The 24,601-nt window shown below is 70.8% G+C and carries 19 protein-coding genes; 5 read left to right on the forward strand and 14 right to left on the reverse strand.

Translation table 11 applies throughout. From position 1 onward, the window contains the following. Positions 1-19: 19 nt before the first annotated feature. The 8 genes from BHS09_RS04800 to BHS09_RS04840 all read right to left on the reverse strand — a co-directional run bounded on the left by BHS09_RS04800 (position 20) and on the right by BHS09_RS04840 (position 7,442). Positions 20-757 carry an SDR family oxidoreductase gene (locus BHS09_RS04800; RefSeq protein ID WP_140787678.1) on the reverse strand — a complete coding sequence of 246 codons (738 nt, stop codon included), beginning with the start codon at positions 755-757 and terminating at the stop codon, positions 20-22. After that, positions 735-2,129 (reverse strand): FAD-dependent oxidoreductase, encoded by a 1,395-nt coding sequence (locus tag BHS09_RS04805; RefSeq protein ID WP_140797290.1) that lies wholly within the window; start codon positions 2,127-2,129, stop codon positions 735-737. The genes BHS09_RS04800 and BHS09_RS04805 overlap by 23 nt, the downstream gene beginning before the upstream one ends. Beyond that, positions 2,122-3,402 (reverse strand): kynureninase, encoded by a 1,281-nt coding sequence (gene kynU / locus BHS09_RS04810; RefSeq protein ID WP_140797291.1) that lies wholly within the window; start codon positions 3,400-3,402, stop codon positions 2,122-2,124. The genes BHS09_RS04805 and kynU overlap by 8 nt, the downstream gene beginning before the upstream one ends. Continuing rightward, positions 3,399-4,415, reverse strand: a complete 1,017-nt coding sequence (locus BHS09_RS04815; RefSeq protein ID WP_140797292.1) for an amidohydrolase family protein — start codon at positions 4,413-4,415, stop codon at positions 3,399-3,401. Before BHS09_RS04815 ends, kynU begins: the two co-directional genes overlap by 4 nt. Continuing rightward, positions 4,412-4,936, reverse strand: a complete 525-nt coding sequence (gene nbaC, locus BHS09_RS04820; RefSeq protein ID WP_140797293.1) for a 3-hydroxyanthranilate 3,4-dioxygenase — start codon at positions 4,934-4,936, stop codon at positions 4,412-4,414. Before nbaC ends, BHS09_RS04815 begins: the two co-directional genes overlap by 4 nt. Next, positions 4,937-5,368, reverse strand: a complete 432-nt coding sequence (locus tag BHS09_RS04825; RefSeq protein ID WP_140787688.1) for a RidA family protein — start codon at positions 5,366-5,368, stop codon at positions 4,937-4,939. Positions 5,369-5,397: 29 nt separating this feature from the next. Continuing rightward, a complete protein-coding gene (locus tag BHS09_RS04830; RefSeq protein WP_140797294.1) occupies positions 5,398-6,840 on the reverse strand; it encodes an aldehyde dehydrogenase in 1,443 nt (480 codons plus the stop codon). A 344-nt stretch (positions 6,841-7,184) separates the two neighbouring features. Further along, complete coding sequence (locus BHS09_RS04840; protein WP_140797295.1) at positions 7,185-7,442, reverse strand: hypothetical protein; 258 nt, start codon at positions 7,440-7,442, stop codon at positions 7,185-7,187. A gap of 179 nt (positions 7,443-7,621) precedes the next feature. Between BHS09_RS04840 and BHS09_RS04845 the strand changes: the two genes are divergently transcribed. After that, positions 7,622-8,404: an SDR family NAD(P)-dependent oxidoreductase gene (locus tag BHS09_RS04845; protein ID WP_140797296.1), complete on the forward strand. Its 783-nt coding sequence runs from the start codon at positions 7,622-7,624 to the stop codon at positions 8,402-8,404. A gap of 24 nt (positions 8,405-8,428) precedes the next feature. On the opposite strand, the gene BHS09_RS04850 is transcribed toward BHS09_RS04845, so the two are convergent. Then, entirely contained in the window at positions 8,429-9,037 is a 609-nt protein-coding gene (locus tag BHS09_RS04850; protein ID WP_237078049.1) for an outer membrane beta-barrel protein, read from the reverse strand. Between the two features lie 201 nt (positions 9,038-9,238). Here BHS09_RS04850 and BHS09_RS04855 point away from each other — a divergent pair, with 201 nt between their 5' ends. Next, entirely contained in the window at positions 9,239-10,024 is a 786-nt protein-coding gene (locus BHS09_RS04855) for a 2-keto-4-pentenoate hydratase (protein WP_140787698.1), read from the forward strand. 9 nt (positions 10,025-10,033) lie between these two features. Here BHS09_RS04855 and BHS09_RS04860 read toward each other — a convergent pair whose 3' ends face one another. Further along, the gene (locus BHS09_RS04860) at positions 10,034-11,548 is read right to left on the reverse strand and encodes an FAD/NAD(P)-binding protein (protein ID WP_237080192.1); all 1,515 of its coding nucleotides are present in this window, start codon (positions 11,546-11,548) and stop codon (positions 10,034-10,036) included. Between the two features lie 146 nt (positions 11,549-11,694). On the opposite strand from BHS09_RS04860, the gene BHS09_RS04865 reads away from it, so the two are divergent. Next, a complete protein-coding gene (locus BHS09_RS04865; RefSeq protein WP_140797298.1) occupies positions 11,695-12,282 on the forward strand; it encodes a cysteine dioxygenase in 588 nt (195 codons plus the stop codon). On the opposite strand, the gene BHS09_RS04870 is transcribed toward BHS09_RS04865, so the two are convergent. The 3 genes from BHS09_RS04870 to BHS09_RS04880 form a co-directional block, all read right to left on the reverse strand. Continuing rightward, the gene (locus BHS09_RS04870) at positions 12,212-13,213 is read right to left on the reverse strand and encodes a sensor histidine kinase (RefSeq protein WP_140787704.1); all 1,002 of its coding nucleotides are present in this window, start codon (positions 13,211-13,213) and stop codon (positions 12,212-12,214) included. The two genes, BHS09_RS04865 and BHS09_RS04870, sit on opposite strands and share 71 nt — an antisense overlap. A gap of 165 nt (positions 13,214-13,378) precedes the next feature. Next, positions 13,379-14,410, reverse strand: a complete 1,032-nt coding sequence (locus tag BHS09_RS04875) for a hypothetical protein (protein ID WP_140797299.1) — start codon at positions 14,408-14,410, stop codon at positions 13,379-13,381. Between the two features lie 245 nt (positions 14,411-14,655). Continuing rightward, the gene (locus BHS09_RS04880) at positions 14,656-16,065 is read right to left on the reverse strand and encodes a serine/threonine-protein kinase (RefSeq protein ID WP_140797300.1); all 1,410 of its coding nucleotides are present in this window, start codon (positions 16,063-16,065) and stop codon (positions 14,656-14,658) included. A gap of 275 nt (positions 16,066-16,340) precedes the next feature. Between BHS09_RS04880 and BHS09_RS04885 the strand changes: the two genes are divergently transcribed. Together BHS09_RS04885 and BHS09_RS04890 are read left to right on the forward strand one after the other, a co-directional pair. Then, positions 16,341-18,602 (forward strand): serine histidine kinase EspA, encoded by a 2,262-nt coding sequence (locus BHS09_RS04885; protein WP_237080193.1) that lies wholly within the window; start codon positions 16,341-16,343, stop codon positions 18,600-18,602. After that, a complete protein-coding gene (locus BHS09_RS04890) occupies positions 18,599-20,377 on the forward strand; it encodes an OPT/YSL family transporter (RefSeq protein ID WP_140797302.1) in 1,779 nt (592 codons plus the stop codon). The genes BHS09_RS04885 and BHS09_RS04890 overlap by 4 nt, the downstream gene beginning before the upstream one ends. Here BHS09_RS04890 and BHS09_RS04895 read toward each other — a convergent pair. After that, complete coding sequence (locus BHS09_RS04895) at positions 20,370-24,383, reverse strand: serine/threonine-protein kinase (RefSeq protein ID WP_140797303.1); 4,014 nt, start codon at positions 24,381-24,383, stop codon at positions 20,370-20,372. The genes BHS09_RS04890 and BHS09_RS04895 overlap by 8 nt on opposite strands. Positions 24,384-24,601 lie beyond the last annotated feature (218 nt).

The raw sequence follows: 24,601 nt of genomic DNA on the forward strand, positions 1-24,601 counted from the left end.
GCCTCCGAGTCCCGTTGGCTCAGAAGCCGCGCTGAGCGCCGCCGTCCACCGCGATGGACTGACCGGTGATGTACGACGCCTGCTCGGAGGAGAGGAACGCCGTGAGCGCGGCCAGCTCCTCCGGGCGGCCCAGTCTCCGCGCGGGAATCTGCGGCGCCACCTTCTCATCCGTCAGCCCGAGCTGCTGCATGCGCTCGGTGGCGTGGTAGCCCGGCAGCACCGCGTTCAGCGTGACGCCGTGCTGCGCCACCTCGTTGCTCACCGTCTTCACCAGCCCGAGCAGGCCCGCGCGCAGGCCGTTGGAGATGGTCAGGTTGTTCATCGCCTCGCGCGCGGCCAGCGACGTCACCAGGACGATGCGGCCCCACTTGCGCTCCTTCATTCCCGGGAGCACCGCCTGGATGCCGTCCACCGCGGCCATCCACAGGCTCTGGAAGCCGAGCTGCCACTGCTCCGCCGTCAGCGACTCGAAGCCGCCCGACGGCGGCCCGCCCGTGTTCACCACGAGGACGTCCACGCCGCCCAGCTTCGCGGTGACGGTCTCCACCAGCGCCTTCGCGGCCCCGGGCTGCGTCAAGTCACACGGCACCGCGAGCGCGGCGCCCAGCGTCTTCGCGGCGCGCTCCAGCTTCTCGCCACCGCGCGAGCAGATGGCCACCGTGGCGCCTTCCTTCACCAACGCCTCCGCGATGGCATAACCCAGCCCCGCGGACGCGCCCATCACCAGCGCGCGCCTACCCTTCAGTCCGAAATCCATCCGCGTGCTCCTTCATGAATGGCGCCAGCCGGCTCCGGATGAGCTCCGCCGCGCGCTTCAGGTCCACGTCCTCCGCCCGCGTCAGCCCCTCGCTCAGCTCGGAGACGATGCCATCCGTGAGCGTTCCGACTTCATAGGCCAGCCGGTACGGCACGTGGCTGAAGCTCACCAGGGAGTAGCGGCCGACGAACTCGCCCGGGAAGGCGTTGAGCAGCACCTTCTCCACGGCCTTCCGGAACTGGAAGCGCGGGTCGCCGGTGCTGTCGCGCATCTCGACGAAGTTCTCCACCGCCATGTCGGCGATGGCGTCCGCGTTCGTCTTGCGCAGGCGTTCGAAGTCCGTGAAGACCTGCTCCCAGCCGGCGCCCTGTCCCAGCAGTTGGTCCAGGACGACGCAGTCCTCGAAGCCGCAGTTCATCCCCTGGCCGAAAAACGGGACGATGGCGTGCGCCGCGTCGCCCAGCAGCAGCGTCTGCCCACCCGCGTGCCAGGGCGCGCCCTTCACCGTCACCATGCTGCCCGTGGGGCGCGAGAAGAACGCTTCCACCAGGTCCGGGATGAGCGCCTTCGCGTCTGGGAACTGCGCGCCGAAGAACGCCTCCAGCTTCGCGGGCGTGTCCAGGGACGCGAAGCTCACCGGCCCCTGCCAGGGCAGGAACAGCGTGCAGGTGAAGCTGCCTTCCTCGTCGGGCAGCGCGATCAGCATGAACGTGCCGCGAGGCCAGATGTGGAGCGCGTGCTTCTCCATCTGGAACGCGCCACCGGGGCCCGCCGGAATCGTCAACTCCTTGTACCCATGGCCGAGCTGCTCCTGCGTCCCCTTGAAGTCCGGCCGCTTCTCCAATGCCTGGCGGATGGCGGAGGCGGAGCCGTCCGTGCCGAACACCACGCGGCCGGGCTCCTGGCGCGCCTCTCCGGTGGCGTCGTCGTGCACCGTGAGCGCGCCCGAGCCGAAGTCCACGTCCGTCACCCGCTGCTTGAAGCGGATGCGCACCTTCCCGGTGGCCTCCGCCGCCGTCATGAGGAAGGCGTTCAGCCACCCGCGCGACATCGCGTTGATGTGCTGCGAGTCGTCCTTGCCGTAGGGCTGGTAGACGAGCTCGCCTTGCGGCGGGTGAATCATCCGCCCGCGCATGGGAATGGCGTGCTTCAACGCCTCGTCTTCCAGGCCCACCTGCCGGAGCGCATGCAGCCCGCGCGTGGAGATGGCCAGGTTGATGGAGCGGCCCGCGTCGACCAGCTCGCGCCGCATGTCCGGGCGCCGCTCCAGCAGTTCCACGGGGTGGCCCCGGCGCGCCAGGTAGATGGAGAGCAGCGAGCCCACCAGCCCCGCGCCCACCACGGTGACGGTGTCCTTGCGCGCCTCACTCACGGGCGTGGCCCTCCAGCGTCTTCACGAAGCGGTACACGTCCGTGAAGGAGTTGTAGAGCGGAGCGGGGGCGGCGCGGATGATGTCCGGCTTGCGGAAGTCGCAGATGATGCCCGCGTCGCCCAGCCGCTTCAGCAGGCCCTGGGGCTCGCCCCGGAAGCGCAGGGACAGCTGGGCGCCGCGCTGTTTCACGTCCCGGGGCGTGGTGATGCGCACGAAGCCCTCGGGCAGCCTGTCCAACAGGAACTCCAGGAAGCCGGTGAGGCGCTCGCTCTTGGCGCGCAGCGCCGCCATGCCGGCCTGGTCGAAAAGCTCCAGGGACGCGCGCAGCGCCGCGAGCTGGAAGATGGGCGGGTTGGAGAGCTGCCACCCCTCCGCGCCTGGCAGCGCGCTGAAGGTGGGCCCCATCTGGAAGCGCGTCTGCTTGTCGTGACCCCACCAGCCCTCGAAGCGGGGCAGGTCCTTCGTGTGCGCGTGCCGCTCGTGGACGAACACGCCACCCAGCGCGCCCGGGCCCGCGTTGAGGTACTTGTACGAGCACCACACCGCGAAGTCCGGCCCGTCTTCGTGCAGCGACAACTTCAGGTTGCCCGCGCCGTGCGCCAGGTCGAAGCCGACGAAGCAGCCCTTGGCGTGCGCGGCCTTCGTAATCGCAGCCAGGTCGAAGGACTGCCCGGTGAGGTAGTTCACGCTGCCCAGCATCACCAGCGCCACCTCGTGGCCGTGCTGCTCCAGCGTGGCGAGGATGTCCTCGGCGCGCAGCGTCTCCTCGCCCGCGCGGGGCTTCAGCTCCAGCACGGCCTCGCGCGCGTCGTAGCCGTGGAAGCGCACCTGGGAGGCGACGGCGTACTGGTCCGACGGGAAGGCGCCGGCCTCCACCAGGATTTTGAAGCGCTGCTTCGTGGGCCGGTAGAACGACACCATCATCAGGTGCAGGTTCACCGACAGGGTGTTCATCACCACCACTTCCAGGGGCTTGGCGCCCACCAGCCGCGCGGCCTGCTCGGTGACGAGCTCGTGGTAGTGCAGCCACGGGTGGCGGCCGTGGTGGTGGCCTTCCACGCCCAGCCGTGCCCAGTCCTCCAGCTCCTCCTGGATGTAGCGCGCGGCGTTGCGCGGCTGGAGGCCCAGCGAGTTGCCCGCCAGATACACCACCGGCTTTCCGTCCGGCCCGGGCGGGAAGTGGAACGCGTCGCGGTAGCCGCGCAGCGTGTCTTCCGCGTCCAGCTTCTGTGCGAAGTCCTCGGAGTCCTCGAAGGGATGCTGCGTCGTCATGGCGCGAAGTCCTCGGGGGCGCGTCCCAGCCAATCGAAGGCGTTGCGCCAGAGCAGCCGCTCACGCGCGGCGGGTTCCAGCTCGGTCAGGGACTCAATGAGCGTGCCCGGGCGGTCCTCGCCCAGGGGGAAGGGGTAGTCACTGCCGAGCGCCACCTTGTCCTGCCCGAAGAGCCGGACGATGTAGCGCAGCGCCTCCGGGTCGTGGACCAGCGAGTCCACCCAGAAGCGGCCCAGGTAGTCCCGGGGCGGTACCTTGTTGTCCACGGCCACCAAATCCGGCCGGGCCTCGAAGCCGTGTTGAATCCGGCCGAGCGTGTGAGGGAACGCGCCGCCGCCGTGCGCGAAGGCGAAGCGCAGCTTGGGCAGCCGCTCCATCACGCCGCCGAAGATGACGGAGCAGATGGCCAGTGACACCTCGGCCGGCATGCCCACCAGCCACGGCAGCCAGTACTTCTGCATCTTCGCCTCGCCCATCATGTCCCACGGGTGGACGAAGACGGACGCGCCCAGCTCACTGGCGGCCTCGAAGAAGGGGAACAGCGCCGGGTCGGACAGGTTCCAGTCGTTGACGTGCGAGCCAATCTGCACGCCCGCCAGCCCCAGCTCCTTCACGCAGCGCTCCAGCTCTCGCACCGCCAGCTCCGGGGACTGGAGTGGCACGGTGCCCAGGCCCACGAAGCGCTTGGGGTGCGCGTGCACCACGGAGGCGAGGTGGTCGTTGAGGAAGCGCGCCAGGTCCGCTCCGTGCTCGGGCTTCGTCCAGTAGCCGAACATCACTGGAATCGTGGACAGCACCTGGACGTGGACGCCGGCCGCGTCGCACTCCTCGATGCGCTTCACCGGGTCCCAGCAGTTGCTTTCGATTTCGCGGAAGAACTTGCCGTCATCCCGGAGCATGCGCGCGCGGCAGGGCGCGTGGTGGTCCAGCGTGATGAAGCCGCCGTAGCCGTAGCGCTCGGCGAAGCGCGGCAGGTTGGCGGGGAGGAGGTGCGTGTGGATGTCGACCTTCAACGGGCGGGGCCTCCCTTGACCACCTTCGTCCCGCACTTCTTGCAGGTGCAGTTGTCGGGGTTGCCGTAGAAGTGCTCGAAGATGGGCGGCAGCTGCGTCACCAGGTTGGTGACGTGGACGTACTCCTCATAAAGCTTCTCGCCGCACTGCGGGCACAGCCACATGAAGCCGTCCATTTCCTTCGGCTGGCGGCGGCGCTCCAGCACCAGGCCCACCGTGCCCGCGGGGCGCTGCGGCGAGTGCGGCACGTTGGGCGGCAGCAAGAAGATTTCCCCTTCGTGGATGGGGATGTCCTGCACCTGGCCCTCGTCGATGACCCGCAGGTTCATCGTGCCCTCGAGCTGGTAGAAGAACTCCTCGCCCTCGTTGATGTGGAAGTCCGTGCGCGCGTTGGGCCCGCCGACGACGGTGACCATGAATTCGCGGTCCTCCCACACCTGCTGGTTGCCCACGGGGGGCTTGAGCAGGTGGCGGTGCTCGTCGATCCACTTCTTGAAGTTGATGGGAGTCAGGCGGCCCATTCAGTCACCTCCGATGGTGGCGATGCACTTGAGCTCGATGGCAATCGGCGTGGGCAGCCGGTTGATTTCAAGCGTGGTGCGGCACGGCGGGTTGTCCTGGAAGTACTCCGCCCACAGCCGGTTGTAGGTGGGGAAATCCTTCTTCATGTCGGTGAGGTACACCGTCACGTCCACCAGCTTGTCCCAGGACGAGCCTGCGTCCTCCAGGATGTAGCGGACGTTGCGGAACACCGAGTGGCACTGCGCCTCGATGTCGTACGAGACGATGTTGCCCTCCGCGTCCAGCTCCACGCCGGGAATCTTCTTCGTGCCGCGCTCACGCGGGCCCACGCCGGACAGGAACAGGAGGTTGCCCACGCGCCGGGCGTGGGGGTACAGGCCCACCGGTTCGGGGGCCTTCTGCGAATCGACTCGTGCGCTGTCACTGCTCACGGCGTGCTCCTCACGTGGGGGCTAGGGGTTCACAGCTTGATGCAGACGTTCTTCGGCTCGGTGAAGAAGCGCAGCGCGTCCCAGCCGCCCTCGCGTCCCACGCCCGAGTCCTTCACGCCGCCAAAGGGCGTGCGCAAATCGCGCAGCATCCACGTGTTCACCCAGACGATGCCGCTGTGCAGCCGCGAGGCGAAGCGGTGCGCGCGCTTCACGTCCTGGGTCCACACGCTGGCGGCCAGTCCGTACTTGGTGGAGTTGGCCCACGCGAGCACCTCGTCCTCCGAGTCGAAGGGCATGATGCTGGCCACCGGGCCGAAGATTTCTTCCTGGTTGGTGCGGCATCCCGCGTCCAGGCCCTCGATGAGGGTGGGCTCCACGAACCAGCCGTTGCGGCAGCGGCCGGGCACGTTGGCGCGCTGTCCGCCGGTGAGGATGCGGCCACCCTCCTGCTTCGCCAGGCTCACGTAGCCCAGGACCTTGTCGAAGTGCGGCTGCGACACCAGCGCGCCCTGGTCCGTGCCCGCCTCCAGCGGGTCACCCACCTTGAGCGCGCGCGTGCGGGTGACCAGCGCCTCCTTGAAGCGCTCGTAGAGGGGACGCTGCACGAAGATGCGCGGGCCGCAGAGACAGATTTGCCCCTGGTTGGCGAAGGACGAGCGCAGCGTGGTGGCCAGCGCCTCGTCGAAGTCACAGTCCGCGAAGATGACGTTGGGATTCTTTCCGCCCATCTCCAGCGACAGCTTCTTGAAGGCGGGCGCGGCCACGCGGGCAATCTCCGCGCCGGTGCGGGTGCTGCCGGTGAAGGAGATGGCGCTGATGTCCGGGTGCTCGCTCATCGCGGCGCCCACCTTGGGGCCCAGGCCGTGCACCAGGTTGAGCACGCCCGGCGGCAGGCCCACGTCGCGGCAGACCTGGGCCAGCAGGTACGCCGTCATCGGCGTCACCTCGGAGGGCTTGGCCACCACGCAGTTCCCCATGGCGAGCGCCGGGGCAATCTTCCACGTGAGAAGGTACAGCGGCAGGTTCCACGGGGAGATGCAGCCCACCACGCCCAGCGGCGCGCGCAGGGTGTAGTTGAGGGCCACGTCATCCGTCTGGTGCGCCTCGCTGGAGAACTGCGTCACCGCGTCCGCGAAGAACTCGAAGTTGAGGATGCTGCGCGGGATGTCCACCGTGGAGGCGACCGACAGCGGCTTGCCGGTGTCGATGGACTCCGCGCGGGCGAAGTCGTCCAGGCGGCTCCGGATGCCGTCCGCGATGCGGCGCAGCATGCGCGAGCGCTCGGTGGCGGGGGTGGCGGCCCAGGCGGGGAAGGCCCGCGCGGCGGCCTCCACTGCGCGCTGGACGTCGGACGCGTCGGAGTCCGGGACGTGCGCGTAGGTCTCGGCCGTCGCGGGCTCGGGCTTGTCCAGCCAGCCGCCACTTCGCGCGGGCAGCAGCTCACCGCCGATGTAGTTGAGTACCTTCTCCATGGCCGAGCCCTCCGGTAGCGCCTGCCCACGGACCCGGCGGCGGGCGAGCCCCGCGGCCGCTGTGGGAGAGGGCGCGCAATGTACGCCGCCCCTCCGTACCTCACCAGCGCCACGCGCGCCCGCAGTCCACTGTCATGGAATCGTGGCCGCTCGCTCGGAGGCCCTTTGAAATGCCGCACTGCGCGAACGCGCGGGGGCCGCCAGATGCGCCACGCGGTGAAGCCGCTGTCAGTGCGCCGGGTGGGGCACTCGCAGTCCGCCCCGAGGTACCCGGTCCTCACGGCCCGCGCGGCCCACGGTCAGCAGCAGTCCCGCGAGCACGAGCGGGCCGCGATTCCGGGCACTCATCGGGAGCGCTCCCGCCCCTGTCTCCGTGCGCGCTGCTTCACCGTCACGGGGGTGGGGATTTCTCGCGTGGCGAAGTACAGCGCGCCCACGATGAGCAGGAGGATGAGGAACGGCTGGACGGTGAGCAACAGCCGGCTCCAGAAGTGCTCATCGAGGATGGCGGCCGCCACGTCGGGGCGGCAGGTGGGACATGCGGAGGCCGCGGTGGCAGCAAGCAGCCCGGTGGTGAAGCCCGTGAGAATGCCCTGCTTCATAGGTCGCCCCTCCCCTGGGTGGACGGGAAGCTCACCACCCCACCGGGACGCGGCAAGCCGTGGGCATTCCCTGTAGCCACGAGGCCGCCTGGCAGCCCCGCCTGCCGGGGCGGAGGAATGTTGGCGGGACCGCCACGCTCAAGCCGCTCGGCTATAACGCGGCACCTGGAGGAGACATCATGTCGCGGAAAGTGGCGCTCATCACCGGGGCTTCGGCGGGTTTGGGGGAGCAGTTCGCACACCTGTTCGCGAAGGACGGACACGACGTCATCCTGGTCGCGCGCAGCGCGCCTCGGCTGGAGGCGCTGGCGGCGAAGCTGGAGCAGGCCCATGGTGTGAAGGCACACGTCTTCCCAGCGGACCTGGGCCGGCCGGAGTCTCCCGCGCAGCTCTTCGAGGCCGTGAGCGCGAAGGGGCTGGCGGTGGAGTTCCTGGTGAACAACGCGGGCTTCGGCTCGTGTGGTCTCTTCTTGGAACAGGACCTGGCGCGCGAGGCGGAGATGGTGGAGGTCAACTGCACCGCCCTCCTGAAGCTGTCGCACCTGTTCGCGCGGCCCATGCGGGAGCGGGGCAGCGGGCGCATCCTCAATGTCGCCTCCACCGCGGCCTTCCAGCCCGGCCCCTTCATGGCCACGTACTTCGCGACCAAGGCCTTCGTGGTGTCCCTGTCGGAGGCGTTGGCGCACGAACTGAAGGGCACGGGCGTGACGGTGACGTGCCACTGCCCGGGTGCCACGCACACGGAGTTCACCCAGCGCGCGGGCAACGGCCAGACGAGGCTGTTCCAGCGGCCGGGCGTGGCCAAGGCGGAGGACGTGGCCGCCCATGCCTACGCGATGATGATGCGCGGCCGGGTGCTCTCCATCCACGGACTGCTCAACTGGGTGGGGACCCTGGGCGTGCGCTTCAGCCCGCGCGTGGCGGTGCGCGCGCTCGCGGCCAGCCTCAACCAGCAGGGCTGAGGCTGGCGTCCGCGGCGGCGCCGTTCAGTTGTACGTCGCGGAGAAGACGAGCGACACGTTGGTGACGTTCCAGCTATCGCTGTTCGACTCGTTCCGGATGCGGCCCAGGGCCAGCTCGGCGCCGATGCCGAGGCCCCAGTTCTTGCTCACCCACCACTCCTTGCCCACGCCCAGGTGCAGTCCGCCGCCGATGTCCGACTCGGCCACCTTCTCGCCGCCGTCGGTGATGCTGAGCTGCGTGTACGTGAGCGCGCCGGACAGATACACGTTCGCGGGCATGAAGTAATAGGTGACGCCCAAGCCCACGGCGCCGAAGTTCTGGCTCAACTCCGCGTTCTGCCCTTCGACGGTGAGGTCCCCCAACTGGAGGCTCGGGTTGGGGGCGGACGCACCGTAGAACTTCGCGTAGAGGATGAAGTTGTTGATGAGCGCGAAGCCGAGCTCCGCGTTGATGTTGGCGCCGCCGCCCTTCACCACGAGATCGGGCGAGATGTCAGTCGCCTTGGCTCGGAGATAGCCACCGCCCACCTGCAGGCGCAGGTAGAAGCCGTCGTGGACGTGCTCGTCGTATTCCTGGGCGCTCGCGGTGGTGGCAGTGAAAAGCAGGGCCGCGATGATGCTGGGGTATCGCATGAAAACAGCTCCTTCGGAGAATCCCACCCGGCCGGGGTCTCTGCGCTATCTAGCACGGTGAGCTGAAAGGCCAGCGTCCGCTTCAGGCCGGGCCGCGTTCGCGAGGCTTGCGCGTCCGCGTTCGGGTGCCGGAAGCTCCGCGCCACCATCCGGGCGGTGCGCCATCCTGGCGTGGCCGGAACGACCAAGAGAGGGACGCGGATGACCGCGACCGTGGACCACGAGGCACTGGCACATTTCCTGGACTCGGCCAGGCTGGAGCGCCGCGAGGTGGCGCCCCTCACCCGCGAGCAACCCGCACTGAGCGTGCCGGATGCTTACGCCATCCAGGAGGCCGGAATCCGGCTGCGCCTGTCCCACGGCGAGCGCGTGGTGGGCTTGAAGATGGGCCTCACCTCCGAGGCCAAGCGCAAGCAGATGAACCTGGACTCGCCCGTGTATGGCGTGCTCACGGACCGGATGCAGGTGCCCGCCGGCGGCGTGATTCAACTGTCACAGGGCGTCCACCCCAAAATCGAGCCGGAGATTGCCTTCCGCACCGCGCGTGAGCTTCGCGGCACGGTGACGCGCGACGAGGTGTTGGACGCCTGCGAGTCCGTGTTCGCGGCGATGGAAATCCTCGACTCGCGCTACCGCGACTTCAAGTACTTCTCCCTGCCGGACGTGGTGGCGGACAACGCGTCGTCGTCGCTGTTCGTGCTGGGCACCACCGAGCATCCCCCGCGCGCGATGGACCTCACGCGGCTGGAGATGACCCTGTCGGTGAATGGGGAGCCCGTTCAATCCGCCCGCTCGGACGCCATCTCTGGCGACCCGGTCATCTCCGTCATCCAGTTGTGTGAGCTGCTGGCCCAGCGCGGCCAAGTGTTGCCGGCGGGGAGCATCGTGCTCGCGGGCGCCGCCACCGCGGCGCACATGCTGCGCCCGGGGGACCGGGTGCAGCTCACGGTGGAGGGACTGGGCATCGTGGCGGTGTCCGCCGAGTAGCGCCGGGCGCTACCCGTCGAGCGGAGCGCCCGCCGCTTCCATCATCGGTCGAGGCGCGCGCGTGGATGACAGGCGCTGGAGCAGGTGCCACGCCAGCTCCCGCGCTTGTCCTCGAATCTCGGGGACGGCCGTCGTCTCCCACAGCTCGCCCCGGCGCGGCGGGCCCAGGGTGTAGAGGCGTCCAGAGGCGCGTCCGCCCGCGTCCAGCAGCGCGCCGTCCGCGTCCGTGGCCAGTCCCATGCCCAGGGCGTCCGGGCGCACGAGCCCGGTCTCCACCAGCCCACCCAGCACCGGATGGCCGCGCGTCATGGCGCCCTCCGGCCCCGTGCAGTTGATGACGTGCTGGACGTGCAGCGTCTCCTCTCTGCCCTGGCCCCGAGGGCGCACGCGGACTTCCACGCCGGACGCCTCCAGCGCGAAGCCCCGGACGCGCGCCGCATGGAGCGTCAGCCGGCCCTCGCGCCGCAGCCGCTCCACCGTCTCGCCAATGCTGGGCGCCATCCGGTGCCGGTGCACGTCCCAGTACGAGCGCAGGTGCCGGAGGAAGCGCTGTCGCTCGCCCACCGGCAACCGCTGCCACAGCGGTATCGTCACGGGCCGCAGCGCGTCCACCACCGTCCGCCAGTCCGCGCCCGCCTCCGCCGCGCGCCGCACCTCCCGGCGCAAGAGGTGGAGGATGGGGCGGATGCGCACGGGAACGGAGTGCGTGCCCGTCGCGCTCATGTCGCTGCGCTCGCGCCGCACCTCCTGGCGCAGGGCCCGCAGCGCCTCCCGGATGCCGGGCGAGGCATACGTCGTGGCGCCTGCCCGGGGTGTCTCCTGGTGCACGTGGGGCAACAGTCCGTGCCGGGACAGCGCATGGATGTGCCCCTGGTGTCCCTGCTCCACCAGCGACAACACGGTGTCCACCATGGTGAGCCCCGTGCCGATGAGCAGCACGTCGTCGGTGGCGGACACGCCCTGGAGCGCGTCTTGAGCCCAAGGGGAGCGGTGATACCGGCGGCTGGCGTACAGCCCTCCGTCGGGCACGCGCAGGTTGGAGGGCAGCGCATTGCCCAGGGCCAGCACCACGGTCCGGGCCTCCAGATGCCCCCCGCTCGCCAGCGCGACGCACACCGCGCCGTCGCCCGTCTCCTCGACCGAGGCGACGTCGCTGGTCACCACTTCCAGGTGCACGCCCTGCGCGGCCTGGGCGCGCGCCTCGCGCAGCACGGACTCCAGGTAGCGGCCATAGCGCTGGCGGGAGATGAACGCGCCGGGCGCCGTGTCAGGCAGCTCACGGCGCACCCAGCGCAGGAAGTGCTCCGGGTCGTCCGCGAAGGCCCCCATCCGCGCCGCTGGCACGTTCAGCAGGTGACACGGGCTCGTCGTCGAATACGCCAGACCCAGGCCCGCCCGCGCACTCCGCTCCACCAAGGCCACGTGGAGCGGCGCCCGCGCGCTCCTCAAGAGGTGCACGGCCAGCAGCGTGCCGCTGGCGCCTCCCCCCACGATGGCCACATCCCACCACCCCAGTGCTCGCACGCACCCATCGTAGGTCCTGACATGCTCGCTGGCATCCTCTGGTGGCGGCCGGGTGTCCAAGCGCCGGGCCCGGATGTCCGGCCCTCCTCCCTGGGCAGGGGGTTGTTCCGTGCTCACACTCCGTCGCACACGCGGGGGGAAACACCATGCGCGAGCCCATCATCGACCAGCGTGAGCACGGCGCGGTGGCCCAGGCGCTGCTCGGCTGGCCATTGCCGGAACAGACAGACGACATCGTCTCCATGGCGTGGCTGGTGGAGCGGCTGCGCTCCAGCAGGGTCGACTGGGGACTGCTGGACAAACTGGTGCGCTTCGAGCCCTCGGGCTACACGCGTCAGACGATTGCCCGGACGCCAGCGTGCGAGCTGCTGCTCGTCTCCTGGCTCCCCGGGCAGGCGTCCCGCGTCCATGACCATGGCGGCTCCGGGGGCGCCTCCTGGCTGGTGCGCGGGATGCTGCGAGAGACGCGCTTCGCGTGGGCGGGGGACCGGTTGGTGCCCGAGGTCATCGTGGGCGCGAGCGAGGGCGACCTCCTGGTGGAGTTTCCGGACACCATCCACCGCATCGACAACGCGTCCCGCCATGGGGCGGTGTCCCTGCACCTCTACGCGCCGCCGATGCAGGGGATGACGCCGTACGACGCGAGCCTGGCGCCGGAGTCGCTCAGGCCACCGCGTCCGCTTGCTGCGGAGCGCGAGGCGCCTGGGCGAAGGCGCCGGCCACGGGCAACGTGACGCGGAAGATGCTGCCCCGCTCCGGGCCGCTCTCCACCGTCAGGGTGCCGCCCAGCGACGTCACGATGCCATGGCACACCGCCAGCCCCAGGCCCGTGCCCACGCCCAGGGGCTTGGTGGTGAAGAACGGGTCGAAGATGCGCTCGCGATGCTCCGGGGAGATGCCGCAGCCGGTGTCGCGCACCTCCACCGCCACCCGTCCGGCCTTCGACTCGCAGGCGACGACGTGGACCTCGTTATTCTCCACCTCGCCGGGGACGATGGACTGCGCCGCGTTGAGCAGCAGGTTGAGGAACACCTGACCCAGCCGCGCGCCGTTGCCCTGGACCGGCGGCAGGCCTTCACACTCCACCACCAGCCGCGCGCGGTGCCGCAGCTCGTGCATGGCCATCTTCGCCGCCGTGCGCACCACCGAGCCCAGGTCCGACGGGCCCGTGCCCACGTCCTCCGCGCGTGACAGCGTCTGCAGGTCCCGGACGATGAGGCGGATGCGCTCTGCGCCGTCGCGCGTCTCCGCCAGCGCCTCCAGCACCTCCTGCCGGTCCTGCTCGGACAGGTGCTCCTTCTGCTGCAGCTCCTGGTGGATGTACTCCAGGTTGCTGAGGATGAAGGCCAGCGGGTTGTTGATTTCGTGTCCCACGCCCGCGGCGATGCGGCCCAGCGCAATCAGCCGATCCGCGAACAGCAGCTGCGCCTGGGTGGCGCGCAGCTGCTCCAGGCTGCGGGACAGCTTGACGTTGGCCGCCTCCAGCGCCGCGGTCCGTTCGCGGACCGTCTCCTCCAGCAGCGCCGCCTCCTGTGTGGAGGACCGCGGCGCGCGAAGCCGCACGCCATTCACGGTGGGGCCCTGGAGCGTGTCGAAGGCGCGCCGCAGTGTTCCGCGCCGCTGTGCCACCGCCGACATCAGCATCACCCTCGCTCGCAGCGTCATCGCGTCCGGCTCCAGCGGTGTGGTGTCTGTTCGTGGAAAAACCCCGAGTCGCGACAGACCCGCGTAGTCAACACTGTCATGGCGGTCAGGGGCAAGGGACGGAAGGGTGGTGACAGCGTGCGCCGCAGGACGGAGGCAGTGTGTTCCATCCGAGCACCCGCTGCATCAGTAGGGGCACGGGCCGCAGTCCGCCTGGCAGCTTCCCGCCGCGACGCCGTCGCCGCAACGTTCAGTGAACTGACAGACGCCGTCTCCACAGTGGTGGATGTCCTGTGGCTGCAGACGCGTCGTGAGCGGCTGGAAGGTCCGTCCGTTATACGTGCAGGTTTCGTAATAGGGCGGCTCGCCGTGGGTGGGCGGGTTCTTCTTGTCCGCGTCCCGGTCGAAGGGGAGGGCCTCCGTGGCGGCGCGTTGGCAGAGCGACTCGCAGGTGCCCGCGTGGATGATGGGCAGGCAGTCCGCCTGGGCGGGGTTCGAGGGCAGGCCGCAGGCGCGCACGCTGCTCTCGTCCTCGCGCAGGTAGCCGCGGTCCGTGGCGGCGAATACGCCGGTGCCGTCGAAGAGGTTGCCGAAGAAGCACGCCTCCCGCTCGCTGAACGTCGACAGCTCCTGCTCCGTGTACGACAAGGCGGCGCCCCGCGCGTTGCGGCCCAGCACGGAGATGGCGACGGGAATCCCGAACTTGTTCGCATGGGCCGCCAGGCAGGCTGAGACGATTTCTTCTTCCTGGACTGTCGCCGGTGCGCCCGTGGCCCAGTTGTGTGCCAGACCCAGGCCTCCTTCCCAGGTGTACTTCACTCCCGTCACCGGGTTGGTGTACTTGCGCTGCTGATTCCCCTTCGCCGCGCACCGGATGATGTAACGCATGATTTCATCGGCGCGTGCGGGGTCCTGGTTGAACCAGTTGGAGAATCCAGTCGTGGACAGCCCATGGGTTGACAAGCCATTGATGGACAGTCCGTTGGTCGAAAGGCCATTGGTTGACAAGCCATTGGTCGACAATCCGTTGCCCGACTCGGCCGACCCGTGGGATTCGCACAACGTCCACGTATCACCCGCGAGCTCCGCTGGACCACATGCCCCGCCTCCGAATCCCAGTGTCAGGCCCAGCAGCCCTCCGGCGATGCGCGGCCGGCGCAGGTGTTTCAGGCAGTGATTGATTCGGATTCCAGACAGAAACGCTGGCATGAGACGCATGGCTTCCCCCGTTTCGGGGAGCGAGCAATGCCTGCTCCCCGGATGCCATCAGTTCCAGCTTCCACGAACTAAAACACTGTCGCTGATGGATGAGACCAGTGTGACGGTGTTCAAGTCGTGAGAAAATATGGCTCGGCGGGAATATTCGGGTGGGGGTCTGCCCGGAGACACCTGGTGTGTGTCATGGGCGACGGCGTCACGCCCACCTGCTCGCAAGCTGATAACAGATACGTGTTTTCCGTCAGCTAATCGCTCTCGTCGAACTCCAGGGCGAGCGACGCCGCTGGGGTGAGCGCGAAGCCATCCGCGGTGCGCAGGCGCCAGGTGCCCACGTCGGTGACGGGGCCTCCCACGACCTCCGACTCCGAGGCGTCGCCGCGCGTCTCCGCCTGGCCCAGGTGGACACAGAGGTGGACGCGGGCGTTCACCGGGTCCGCCAGCTTCTGCGCCATGTCCTGGAGCACCCGCAGCGTGCGCTCCGCTTCGCGCAGGTACTCGGTGCGCTCGGCGCTGGGGGCGCCGTGGTCCAGCGGGTGCACGGCCAGCAGGGAGGTGCCGGACTGGAGCGCCAGCAGGAAGCCGCCGCCGCGCAGGCCCTGCTCGAGCCCATCCAGCACGTCCGCGAGCACCGCGTACACGGCGTCGTCATCCTGGGCGGAGGCGGCGAGGACGACCTCGGCGTGGACGGCCAGCGCCAGCCGCGTGCGGCGCGTGGGCTGGACGGGCTCCTCGGCCGCTTCGCTGAGCGTGGCGAGGAAGGCCGTCACGCTGCCGAAGCGGCGGCTGCCGTCCTTCTCCAGGCAGCGCAGCACCACCGCGTCCACCGCCGGGGACACCGCGGCGATGGCGCTGGGCCGGGGCGCGGGCGCCTCCAGGTGCAGCCGCTCCAGCTCCATCCGGTCCTCGCACTGGAAGGGATATCGGCCGGTGATGAGCTGATGCAGCAGCACGCCCAGCGCGTAGATGTCCGTGTGCGGGCCAATGGGGCCGCCGCGGAACTGCTCGGGCGCCATGGCGTGCGCGGTGCCCAGCCGCTGGCCGGCGATGGTGAGCCCTTCCTGTGAAGGCTCGGCGTGCAGCAGCTTGGCGATGCCGAAGTCCAGCAGCTTCACCCGGGGGCGCTCACCTTCCTCCACGACGAGGATGTTGCTGGCCTTCAAGTCGCGGTGGACGACGCCCGCACGGTGCGCGGCCTCCAGCGCTCCGCAGACGGGCTCCAGGTACGCGAGCGCGCGCGTCGACGACAGCCGGCCGCGCTCCAGCACCACCTGACTGAGCGTGCGGCCGGTGAGCAACTCCATGACGTAGTAGGGGCTGCCGTCCGGCATCAGCCCGAAGTCGTACACATCCACGATGTTGGGGTGGCGAATCTGGTTCACCACGCGCGCCTCGCGCACGAAGCGCTTGAGCATCTCCCCCTGGTCCGCCAGGTGCGGGTGGAGGACCTTCACCGCGGCCCGTCGGCCCAGGATGCGGTGCTCCGCCTCGTACACGCTGCCGTGTCCGCCCGAGGCGAGCAGCGCCTTGAGGACGTACTCCCCGGCCAGCGTGCCCGGGCCTCGCTGCGCACGGGAAGGTTCGCTCTGGGCCCGCTCGGATGCATGCAGGTCCGCTCGGGCCTGGATGCGAAAGGTGCTCTCGGAGTCCGCCGCCATGGGGTGCCTCATCCTTACACCTTTCCCCAGGGAGTCTGCGCTGGCGCCGGGTTGAATTCCCGCCGCGCCGCGGCATCGGCGTGTGGGCGTTGGTCACCCATCGGGGAGGACGTGGGCGCGTCCCGCGGGGTGTTCGCTGGCGGAAGGTCTGCTGCCCTGGAGTCGGGGGGGATTGGACGGAGGGGCCCTGGCACTGATGGGATTCAGGGGGCGTGACGCTTAGAGCGGGGATGGCGGGAGAGTGGGGCTTCGGGCGAGCGTCGGGGGGCTGCTACATGACGACGTTGGATGAACTCACGACGTGCGCGGGCCTTGCCTTGGCGCCACCGTCCTCCACGGGAGCCTGTCTCATCCTCATCAGCACCACCACGCCGGCAGCCATCGGCAAGGCCTACCGCCTGGACCAGGGCGAGCACATCATCGGCCGCGGTTCCGACGTCACCGTGCGCATCGACGACCACGGGGTGTCGCGCAAGCACGCGCGCGTCGTTCGCGCGGGCGACGGTGCCTGCCACGTCACCGACCTGGACTCCACCAACGGCACGCTGCTCAACGGCGTGCCCGTCAGCACCGCCGAGCTGATGGAAGGGGACCGGCTGCAGATCGGCACCGTCACCGTGTTCCGCTTCTCCAAGCGCGAAGTCCTGGAGCAGCGGGAGGAGCAGCTTCGCCAGGCGCTGACCGCCGCGCGCGTGGGCATCTGGGACTGGAACGCGCAGAGCGGCCGGGTGACGTGGAGCGAGCAGGTGGACCGGCTGCTGGGGCTTCCCGTGGGGAAGCTGTCCGGCCGCGCCATGGAGCTGTCGGAGGTGGTGCACCCGGCGGACCTGCCGCGCGTGAGCGAGGTGCTGGGCGCCGCGCTGGAGAAGAAGACGCAGGTGGACGTGGAGTACCGCATCGAGCCGCAGGGGAGCGGCTGGCGGTGGATTTCCTGCAAGGGTGACGTGCTGTGTGACGCCTCGGGCGCGCCGGCGCGGGTGACGGGCACGGTGATGGACATCACCGCGCGCAAGCTGGCCGAACAGGAGCTGCACCGCCAATCGCTCATCTTCGAGAGCATCTACGACGGCGTGGTGATTACCGACCTGGGCGGCGGCATCATCGACTGGAACTCCAGCGCCGAGCGCATGTTCGGGCGGCAGAAGTCGGAAGCGCTGGGCCAGACGCTCTTCAGCGTGCTGCACCCGGATGAGCCCGACCGGCTCACCGGCCTGATTCTCACCGCGCTGGACAAGCAGGGGCGCTGGTCCGGAGAGCTGGAGTTCAAGCGCCGCGACGGCACCACCTGCTGGTGCGAGTCCGTCGTCGTGCCGCTGCGCGACAGCGAGGGGCGCGCCATCGCCAACATCATGGTCCACCGCGACACGACGGAGCGGAAGCAGCTCCAGGCGCACCTGGTGGTGGCGGACCGGCTGGCGTCGGTGGGCACGCTGGGCGCGGGCGTGGCGCACGAAATCAACAACCCGCTGGCCTACATGCTCGTCAACCTGCACCTCATCCGCGAAGGGCTGGAGCGGTTGGAGAGCCAGGCGCCCGCGGCGCCCGTGGCGTCGTTGCAGCAGTTGGTGCGTGAGACAGCGGAAGGCGCGGAGCGCATCGCCACCATCGTCCGCGACCTGAAGGTCTTCGCGCGCGGCGAGCAGGAGGCGCGGCTGATGCCGGTGGACGTGCGCCGGGCGGTGGAGCTGGCGTGCAAGATGGCGGACAACGTCATCCGCCACCGGGCGCGGCTGGTGACGGAGTTCGAGCCGGTGGCGCCAGTGGAGGCCAGCGAGTCGCGGCTGTGCCAGGTGTTCCTCAACCTGCTGCTCAACGCGGCGCAGGCGATTCCGGAGGAGGGCACGCCGGGCGTGGAGCACGAGATTCGCGTGGTCATCCGCGCCGGAGAGAGGGACCGGGTGGTGGTGGAGGTCCGCGACACGGGCATGGGCATGGGCCAGGAGGTGCTGGGCCGCATCTTCGACCCGTTCTTCACCACCAAGCCGGTGGGCGTGGGCACGGGGCTGGGGCTGTCCATCTGCCACGGCATCATCGAATCCATGGGCGGCTCCATCCAGGCGGAGAGCGAGCCGGGCCGGGGCAGCACGTTCCGCGTGGTGCTGTGCGCAGCCACGCGCGAGCTGGAGGTGCTGCCGCGCCTATCCGCCGCCATGCAGGCCAATGCGCGCGCGCGCATCCTGGTGGTGGATGACGAGCCCAACGTGACGCTGGCGCTCCAGCGCTCGCTGGCCGCGGACCACGAGGTGGCCACCGCGAACAGCGCCCAGGCCGCGCTGCGGCTGGTGAACGACGGCGGCCGTTTCGACCTCATCCTCTGTGATGTGATGATGCCCGGGATGACGGGCATGGACCTGTACCACGAGCTGGGCCGCTGCGCCCCGGAGCAAGCTGGACGCATGGTGTTCATGACGGGTGGCGCCTTCACGCCGCGCACGGTGTCGTTCCTGCGTGACGTGCCCAACGCCAAGATTGCCAAGCCGCTGGACCTGATGCAGTTGCGCGAGCTCGTGGGCCGCTCCGCCGAGGCGGGGCGATGAGCCACCCGGTGAGTGGCCTCTCTGGAACGGACCCTTCGGAGGCCGCGCCCGCGCCCTCCCTGTCCCTGGTGACGGAGCGCCCCGCGGCGCTGGAGTTGACGACGCGCGCGCTGGGCATGGGCCTGCTCATTGGTGGGCTGCTGGCCGTCACCAATGTGTACATGGGGTTGAAGACGGGCTGGTGGGAGAGCGGCTCCGTCACCGCCGCGGTGCTGGGCTTCAGCGCGCTGGCCTCGGTGTCCCGCAGGCGCGGCGTGCCCTATACGCCGTTGGAGAACAACCTCACGCAGACGGCCGCGGCGGCCGTGGGTGCCATGCCGGCGGCGGCGGGCCTCTTGGGCGCGTTGCCAGCGCTGACGCTGCTGGGCACCTCCGTCCCGGGCTGGGGTGTGGCGGTGTGGAGCGTGGCGCTGGGGGTGTTGGGCGTACTCGCCGCGCACCTGCTGCGGCGTCGGCTGGTGGCTCAGGAGGCCCTGCCGTTTCCCACCGGCATCGCCACTGCGGAGCTGATTACCGCGATGCACGCGTCCACGGGCGACACGGTCCGCGCGGGCCGTGGACGGCTGCTGGCGGGCGCGGGCGCGGTGGCGGTGGCGGTCACCGCCGCGCGGGATGCGTTCAAATGGCTGCCTGGGATGACGGCGCTGCCCGGCACGCTGGCGGGCCTCCCCGCCGCGTCGCTGACGTGGGGCGTGGGGTGGAGCCCCATGCTGCTGGCCATTGGAATGATGACGGGGCCGCGCCTGGGCCTGAGCATGCTGGCGGGCGCGGCGGTGGCGTGGGGCGTGCTGGCGCCGGGGCTCGCGGGCGCGGGTGTGCTGGCGGACACGCGCTACGAGACGCTCTCCGCCTGGCTCACGTGGCCGGGCGTGGGGCTGATGGTGGGCTCGGCCCTGGCGGCGCTGCTGGCTCAGGCGCGCGACTTCCTGAGTGCGGCGCGTGACGTGGGCAGCCTGGGGCGGGGCGCGGCGGTGCCGTCCTGGGCGCTGGGCGCGGGCCTGGCGGCGTGCGTGCTGGCGGTGGTGGTGGGCGCGGCGCTGTTCGGCCTCAGCGTGCCGTACATGTTGCTGGCGCTGGTGCTGGTGCTGCCCCTGTGCGCGGTGTGCGCGCGCGGCGCCGGACAGGTGGACGTGTCCCCCGTGACGCAGATGGGGCAGGTGACGCAGGTCATCTTCGGCGCGCTGCTGCCGGGGGCCATGGCGCCCAACGTCGCCGCGGGCGCCGTGGTGTCAGGTGCGGCCGCGCAGACGGGCGTCAGCATGTGGTCGCTCAAGGCGGGGCACCTGCTGGGGGCCTCCGCGCGTCACCAGCTCGCCGCGCAGCTCGTGGGCGTGCTGGCGGGTTCGGTGGTGGGGGTGCCTGTGTACCTGCTGCTGTCCAGGACGCACGGCCTGGGCTCGGAGGCGCTGCCCGCGCCCTTCGCTCACCAGTTCCGCGCGGTGGCGGAGGTGGCGGTGCGAGGGTTGGACGGGCTGCCGCCTCACGCGGCGCTGGCGGCCTGCGTGGCCGTGGGCGTGGGCGCGCTGCTCACCCTGGTCTCCCGCGGCCGGGCGGCGCGGTGGCTGCCGCTGCCGGTGGCGCTGGGCATCGGCTTCATCCTGCCGGCCTACTACGCGGTGACCCTGTGCCTGGGCGCACTGGGACTGGCGGCGGCGCGTTGGCGCTGGCCCCAGGCCGCGGACCGGGACACGTCCACGCTGGCGGCGGGCGCCATCGCGGGCGAGTCGCTGGCAGGCGTGCTCATCGCCGCGCTGATGGCCTTCGGCCTCACGTAGCCGGCGAAGACTCGTGCACCTTCTCCAGTGAGCGGCGGATGCGGCCCTCCATGAGATTGGGCACGTGCCGCGCGCGCTCCAGGGCCTCGCCCAGCACGCGCGCAGCTTCTTCCCGGTCGCCCCGGCGCAGCGCCGCCAGCCCCATCATCTCCAGGACCTCCAGCGGCTCCTGCTCCACGGACACCTGCGCGGAGCGCTCGCGCAGGGACCACCACGCCTCGGGGGCGGCGTCGCGGGTGGCCAGCTCCACCATGGAGAAGAGGACCTCCTCCGACGGGCTCAGCTCCACGCCCGGCGGGCCTTCCGCCATCACCTGCCGCACCTGGGCCAGCACCTCGCGGGCACGGGTGTGTCGGCCCATCCAGGCCAGGGCCCGCGCCTGGAGCAGCAGGGCCCACGGGCGCGACGCCACCTCCGGGTGCCGTCGCTCCAAGGCAATGGCGCGAGCGATGTGGGGCGCCGCGGCGTCGGCGTCGCCGGCCTGGTAGTGCAGCTCGCCGAGGTTGTGCTCCGCGAAGTACTCCCAGCCCACCATGCCCAGCTCGCGGCCCAGGTGCATGAAGCGCTCCTGGTCCTTCAGCGCCCGCGTCAGCTCCTTGCGCGCCACCCACAAGTTGCGCCGGTTGTTGATGGCGCTGCCCAGGTGGAAGTGGTCGCCGCGCTCGGTGCAGGCGGTGATGACCTCGGTGAGCACGTGCTCCGTCTCGTCGATGTCGCCCAGGTTGGGAAGGATGACGGCCAGCAGCAGCTGCGCCACCACCTGCGTCTCATAGCCAGCATCGCCCAGGCGGCGCGCGCGCTCGGCGGCGGCCTCCAGGGGCATGCGCGCTTCCTGCCACTCACCCTTGCGGAACTGGGCGCGTCCCAGCGCCAGCAGCAGCCGAGCCTGTACGTAGGGCGAGGCCACGGTGGCCGCCAGGTGCTGGGCCTCCAGCGCGCGGGCCTCGCTGCGCGTGTAGTCGTTCACCCAGTCCAGCGCCATGGCCTCGTCCAGCAGCAGCTCCACCTCCGTGCGCGTGTGGCCCAGCCGGCGGGCGCGCTCGCGGGCCGCGGCGAAGTCCGCCAGCGAGTCGTCATACCGGCCAATGCGGATGCGCATCAGGCCCCGGCCGCGCAGCGCGGTGAGGCAGCGCAGCTCGTCGGTGGGCTCCAGCAGCTCCAGCGCCCGCGTGTACATGGCCTCGGCGTCGAGGAACGCGTGGCGGCCCCGGGCGGACTCGGCCAGGTCGATGGAGAGCGCGGCGGCCTCGTCGCGGCGCCCGGCGGCGGCCGCGTGCAGGGCCAGGCGAGGCAGGCGCTGGCGCTCACCGGCGCCGGCCGCGCTGAGGAAGTAGCGGTAGGCGGCGTGATGGACGTGCTCGCGCTCGGCGGCGGGCAGGGTGGCGGCCACCGCCTCGCGCAGCAGCTCGTTGCGGAAGCTCAACCCTTCGTGGCGGTGGGATACCAGCAGGCCGGAGTCCAGGAGCCGCTTGGTGGCGTGGCCCGCGTCCAGGGGGAATCCGCCCGCGGCGCCTTCGCGCTCCAGCTCACGAACCACGCCTTCGGCCGTGGCCGCGGTGAAGTCCGTGCCCAGCATCGCGCACAGGCGCGCGTGCGCGGCCAGTGATGGCGGCAGCGCGCCCAGCTCGCGGTCCGCCAGCCACTCCACCAGCCGCAGCTCGGGCACCTTCTCCAGCCCGTCTGTGACGAGGTACCAGCTCCCGCCTGGCGCGCGCTGGCGCACCAGGCCCTGGCGCTTGAGGCCGCGCACCAGCTCCACCAGGTAGAGGGGGACGTATTGCGCGCGCTCGACGATGCGCTCCACCGCTTGCGCGGGCACGTTCTCCACCGGCTTGAGCAGCAGGCGGCACAGCGACTGCGCCTGGTCGGCCGCCAGCACCGGCAGGGCCAACGTGGCCTGCTTCGCGGCGCGAGTGCCCCAGGTGGGACGGCTCTTCTCGAAGCCCGGGCGCGCCAGCACGCACACCCACAGCGGGACACTGGCCTCGGCGAGGCAGGCGTACTCCAGTGCGTCCAGCGCCGTCTCCTCCGCGAAGTGCGCGTCGTCCAGGACGAGGCACAGCGGACGCTCGCGGGCATTGGCGGCCAGCAGCTCACCGGCGGCGCGCATGGCCAGCGAGCGAAGCGCACCGGGCGCGGCGGCCCAGCTCTGGAGCTCCGGACCACCGGGCGTGTACCAACCCAGCGTGGCGGCCACGCCGGGCCACAGCTCGGTGCCCAGCGTGGGGCCCAGGCGCTGGAGGATGGCGGCGCGTGTCTGCTGCTCGGTGTCCGTGTCGTCGCGCTCGAAGGCGTTGAGGGCGCACCGCAGCAGCGTGCGCAGGGTGCCGTCGGGGTCGCCCTGCACCGGCTCCCGGGAGCGCGAGCAGTACACCCGCGCGTGGGGCAGCAGCAGGCGGAGGCGGCGGGCGAGGGTGGCGGCCAGGTGGCTCTTGCCCAGGCCGCGCTCGCTCAAAACGGTGACGATGGTGGGCGTGGCGCCGCCCACCGCGGAGCGTGCGCTCTCCAGCAGCTCGGCCAGCTCCGCCTCGCGGCCCACCAGCACCTCGCTGCCCAGCTGGAGGACGGTGATGTCCGGACGGGGCGCGGCGCCTGGCGGCGCGGGGCGCAGCAGGCCCCGCAGCTCCGGCACCTCCATGCAGGGCACTTCGGGCACGGCCTCGGCGGCGGCGGGAGACAGCAGGAGGCCATGGGCCTCGGGCCCGCTGGGATAGCGGTCCTCGCGGGACAGGATGGCGCCCAGGTAGCGCGGCGCGCCGGTGGGGCGGCGCTGCACGGTGACGGCGGACACGTCCACGAGGCCGTTGGGCGACAGGCCCCGCTCCGCCAGCCCTTCCGCGGCGCGCATGGCGCGGCGCACCGGGTTCTCTCCCGCGTCCGGGTCGAAGACGGCGGCGATGCGCTGGGCGTCGGAGAAGGCCAGGTGGCCGCCATAGGAGGCCAGGGCCTTCTGGAGCGATACGGGGTTGGCGCGCGAGGTGAGGAACAGGATGGCGACGGAGCGGCGCACCTGTGCGGGGCGCGGCTCGCCCGGCGCCGCGGGCCGAGGCGTCGCGGGCTCGGTGGCGCGGAGGGCGTGCTCGAAGGCCTCGCGTAGCGCGCTGCCCAGCGCGGCGGCGTTCTCCGGACGGCGGGCGGGCTCCTTCGCCAGACAGCGCAGCACCACCTCCTCCACCGCGGGCGCCACGGGCGCGAAGTCGGACGGGGGCGGGGGGCGCAGCGACAGGTGGGCCTGGAGCACGTCCGGGGTGGGGCCGAAGAAGGGCGGCCGTCCAGTGAGCATCTCGTAGAGGAGGACGCCCAGCGCGTACACGTCCGTGCGCGTGGAGATGTCCGCGTTGCCCGCACATTGCTCGGGGGCCATGTACTCCGCGGTACCGGCGAAGCCAGACGCGTCACTGGGCGTGGAGGCATCGCTGGGCTGCGAGGCGCTCTCCGTGGTGGCGCCCCGCACCAGGCCGAAGTCGAAGACGCGCACGCGGCCCGTCGCTTCGTCGACGAAGAGGTGCTCCGGCTTGAGGTCGCAGTGGGCGAGCCCGTGCGCGTGGACCTGGGCCACCGTGTCCACCACGGCCAGCGCGCGGAGGGCCAGCTCTTCAGGGGGCAACGGTCCCGCGGCGCGAGCCAGCCGGTCCGCCAGGGTGGGCAGCGGCACGTACTCCATGGCCAGGAAGCGCGCGCCGCCCGTCAGCGCGCCCGCCTCGTAGAGCGCGGGCACCGTGGGCGGCCCGAGCACGCGCAGTGCCTCCGACTCACGGGCGAGCTGGGCGCGGCCCAACCAGTTGCTCCCACGGGCCACCTTGATGGCCACACGCAGGCCGTCCGCTGCGCGCAGGGCGCCCAGCAGCACGCCGAAGCCTCCCTGCGCGAAGACGCCGTCCACCTGGTAGCCCGGAACAGCGGGCACAGGGGGCGGCGAGGGCGTGTCTCCCTGAGGTGGCGGTCCTGGCGGGCACGGCGCGTGAGAGCCTTCCCAGCGCCGTCCGCATGTCTGGCATCGCGGCACGGAGGGGACTCTACGTCAGGTGTCTTCCGGTTTCAGAACGCCGGGGGGCGTCTACGTACCATCCCGGAGTGTCCACAGGTACCCGGAAAATCGTTCAGCTCTCCAGTCCCTCCAGGGCACCCGCACGATAGGTGCTCGGAATCGTTAGGGATAGCGGGAGCAAGGGTGGGCATAAGGTGGCAGGTGGGATTGGTCGCCCCCTTGCCATGGCCAGAACG

The organism is Myxococcus xanthus (assembly GCF_006402735.1).
Classification (GTDB): domain Bacteria; phylum Myxococcota; class Myxococcia; order Myxococcales; family Myxococcaceae; genus Myxococcus; species Myxococcus xanthus_A.

Excerpts from the sequence above, each read along its gene's own strand:
- BHS09_RS04830 (WP_140797294.1), bottom strand. The coding sequence starts at position 6,840 with ATGGAGAAGGTACTCAACTACATCGGCGGTGAGCTGCTGCCCGCGCGA.
- BHS09_RS04870 (WP_140787704.1), bottom strand. The coding sequence starts at position 13,213 with ATGACGCTGCGAGCGAGGGTGATGCTGATGTCGGCGGTGGCACAGCGG.
- kynU (WP_140797291.1), bottom strand. The coding sequence starts at position 3,402 with ATGACGACGCAGCATCCCTTCGAGGACTCCGAGGACTTCGCACAGAAG.
- BHS09_RS04850 (WP_237078049.1), bottom strand. The coding sequence starts at position 9,037 with ATGCGATACCCCAGCATCATCGCGGCCCTGCTTTTCACTGCCACCACC.
- BHS09_RS04865 (WP_140797298.1), top strand. The coding sequence starts at position 11,695 with ATGCGCGAGCCCATCATCGACCAGCGTGAGCACGGCGCGGTGGCCCAG.
- nbaC (WP_140797293.1), bottom strand. The coding sequence starts at position 4,936 with ATGGGCCGCCTGACTCCCATCAACTTCAAGAAGTGGATCGACGAGCAC.
- BHS09_RS04875 (WP_140797299.1), bottom strand. The coding sequence starts at position 14,410 with ATGCGTCTCATGCCAGCGTTTCTGTCTGGAATCCGAATCAATCACTGC.
- BHS09_RS04840 (WP_140797295.1), bottom strand. The coding sequence starts at position 7,442 with ATGAAGCAGGGCATTCTCACGGGCTTCACCACCGGGCTGCTTGCTGCC.
- BHS09_RS04885 (WP_237080193.1), top strand. The coding sequence starts at position 16,341 with ATGACGACGTTGGATGAACTCACGACGTGCGCGGGCCTTGCCTTGGCG.
- BHS09_RS04880 (WP_140797300.1), bottom strand. The coding sequence starts at position 16,065 with ATGGCGGCGGACTCCGAGAGCACCTTTCGCATCCAGGCCCGAGCGGAC.
- BHS09_RS04855 (WP_140787698.1), top strand. The coding sequence starts at position 9,239 with ATGACCGCGACCGTGGACCACGAGGCACTGGCACATTTCCTGGACTCG.
- BHS09_RS04800 (WP_140787678.1), bottom strand. The coding sequence starts at position 757 with ATGGATTTCGGACTGAAGGGTAGGCGCGCGCTGGTGATGGGCGCGTCC.
- BHS09_RS04845 (WP_140797296.1), top strand. The coding sequence starts at position 7,622 with ATGTCGCGGAAAGTGGCGCTCATCACCGGGGCTTCGGCGGGTTTGGGG.
- BHS09_RS04890 (WP_140797302.1), top strand. The coding sequence starts at position 18,599 with ATGAGCCACCCGGTGAGTGGCCTCTCTGGAACGGACCCTTCGGAGGCC.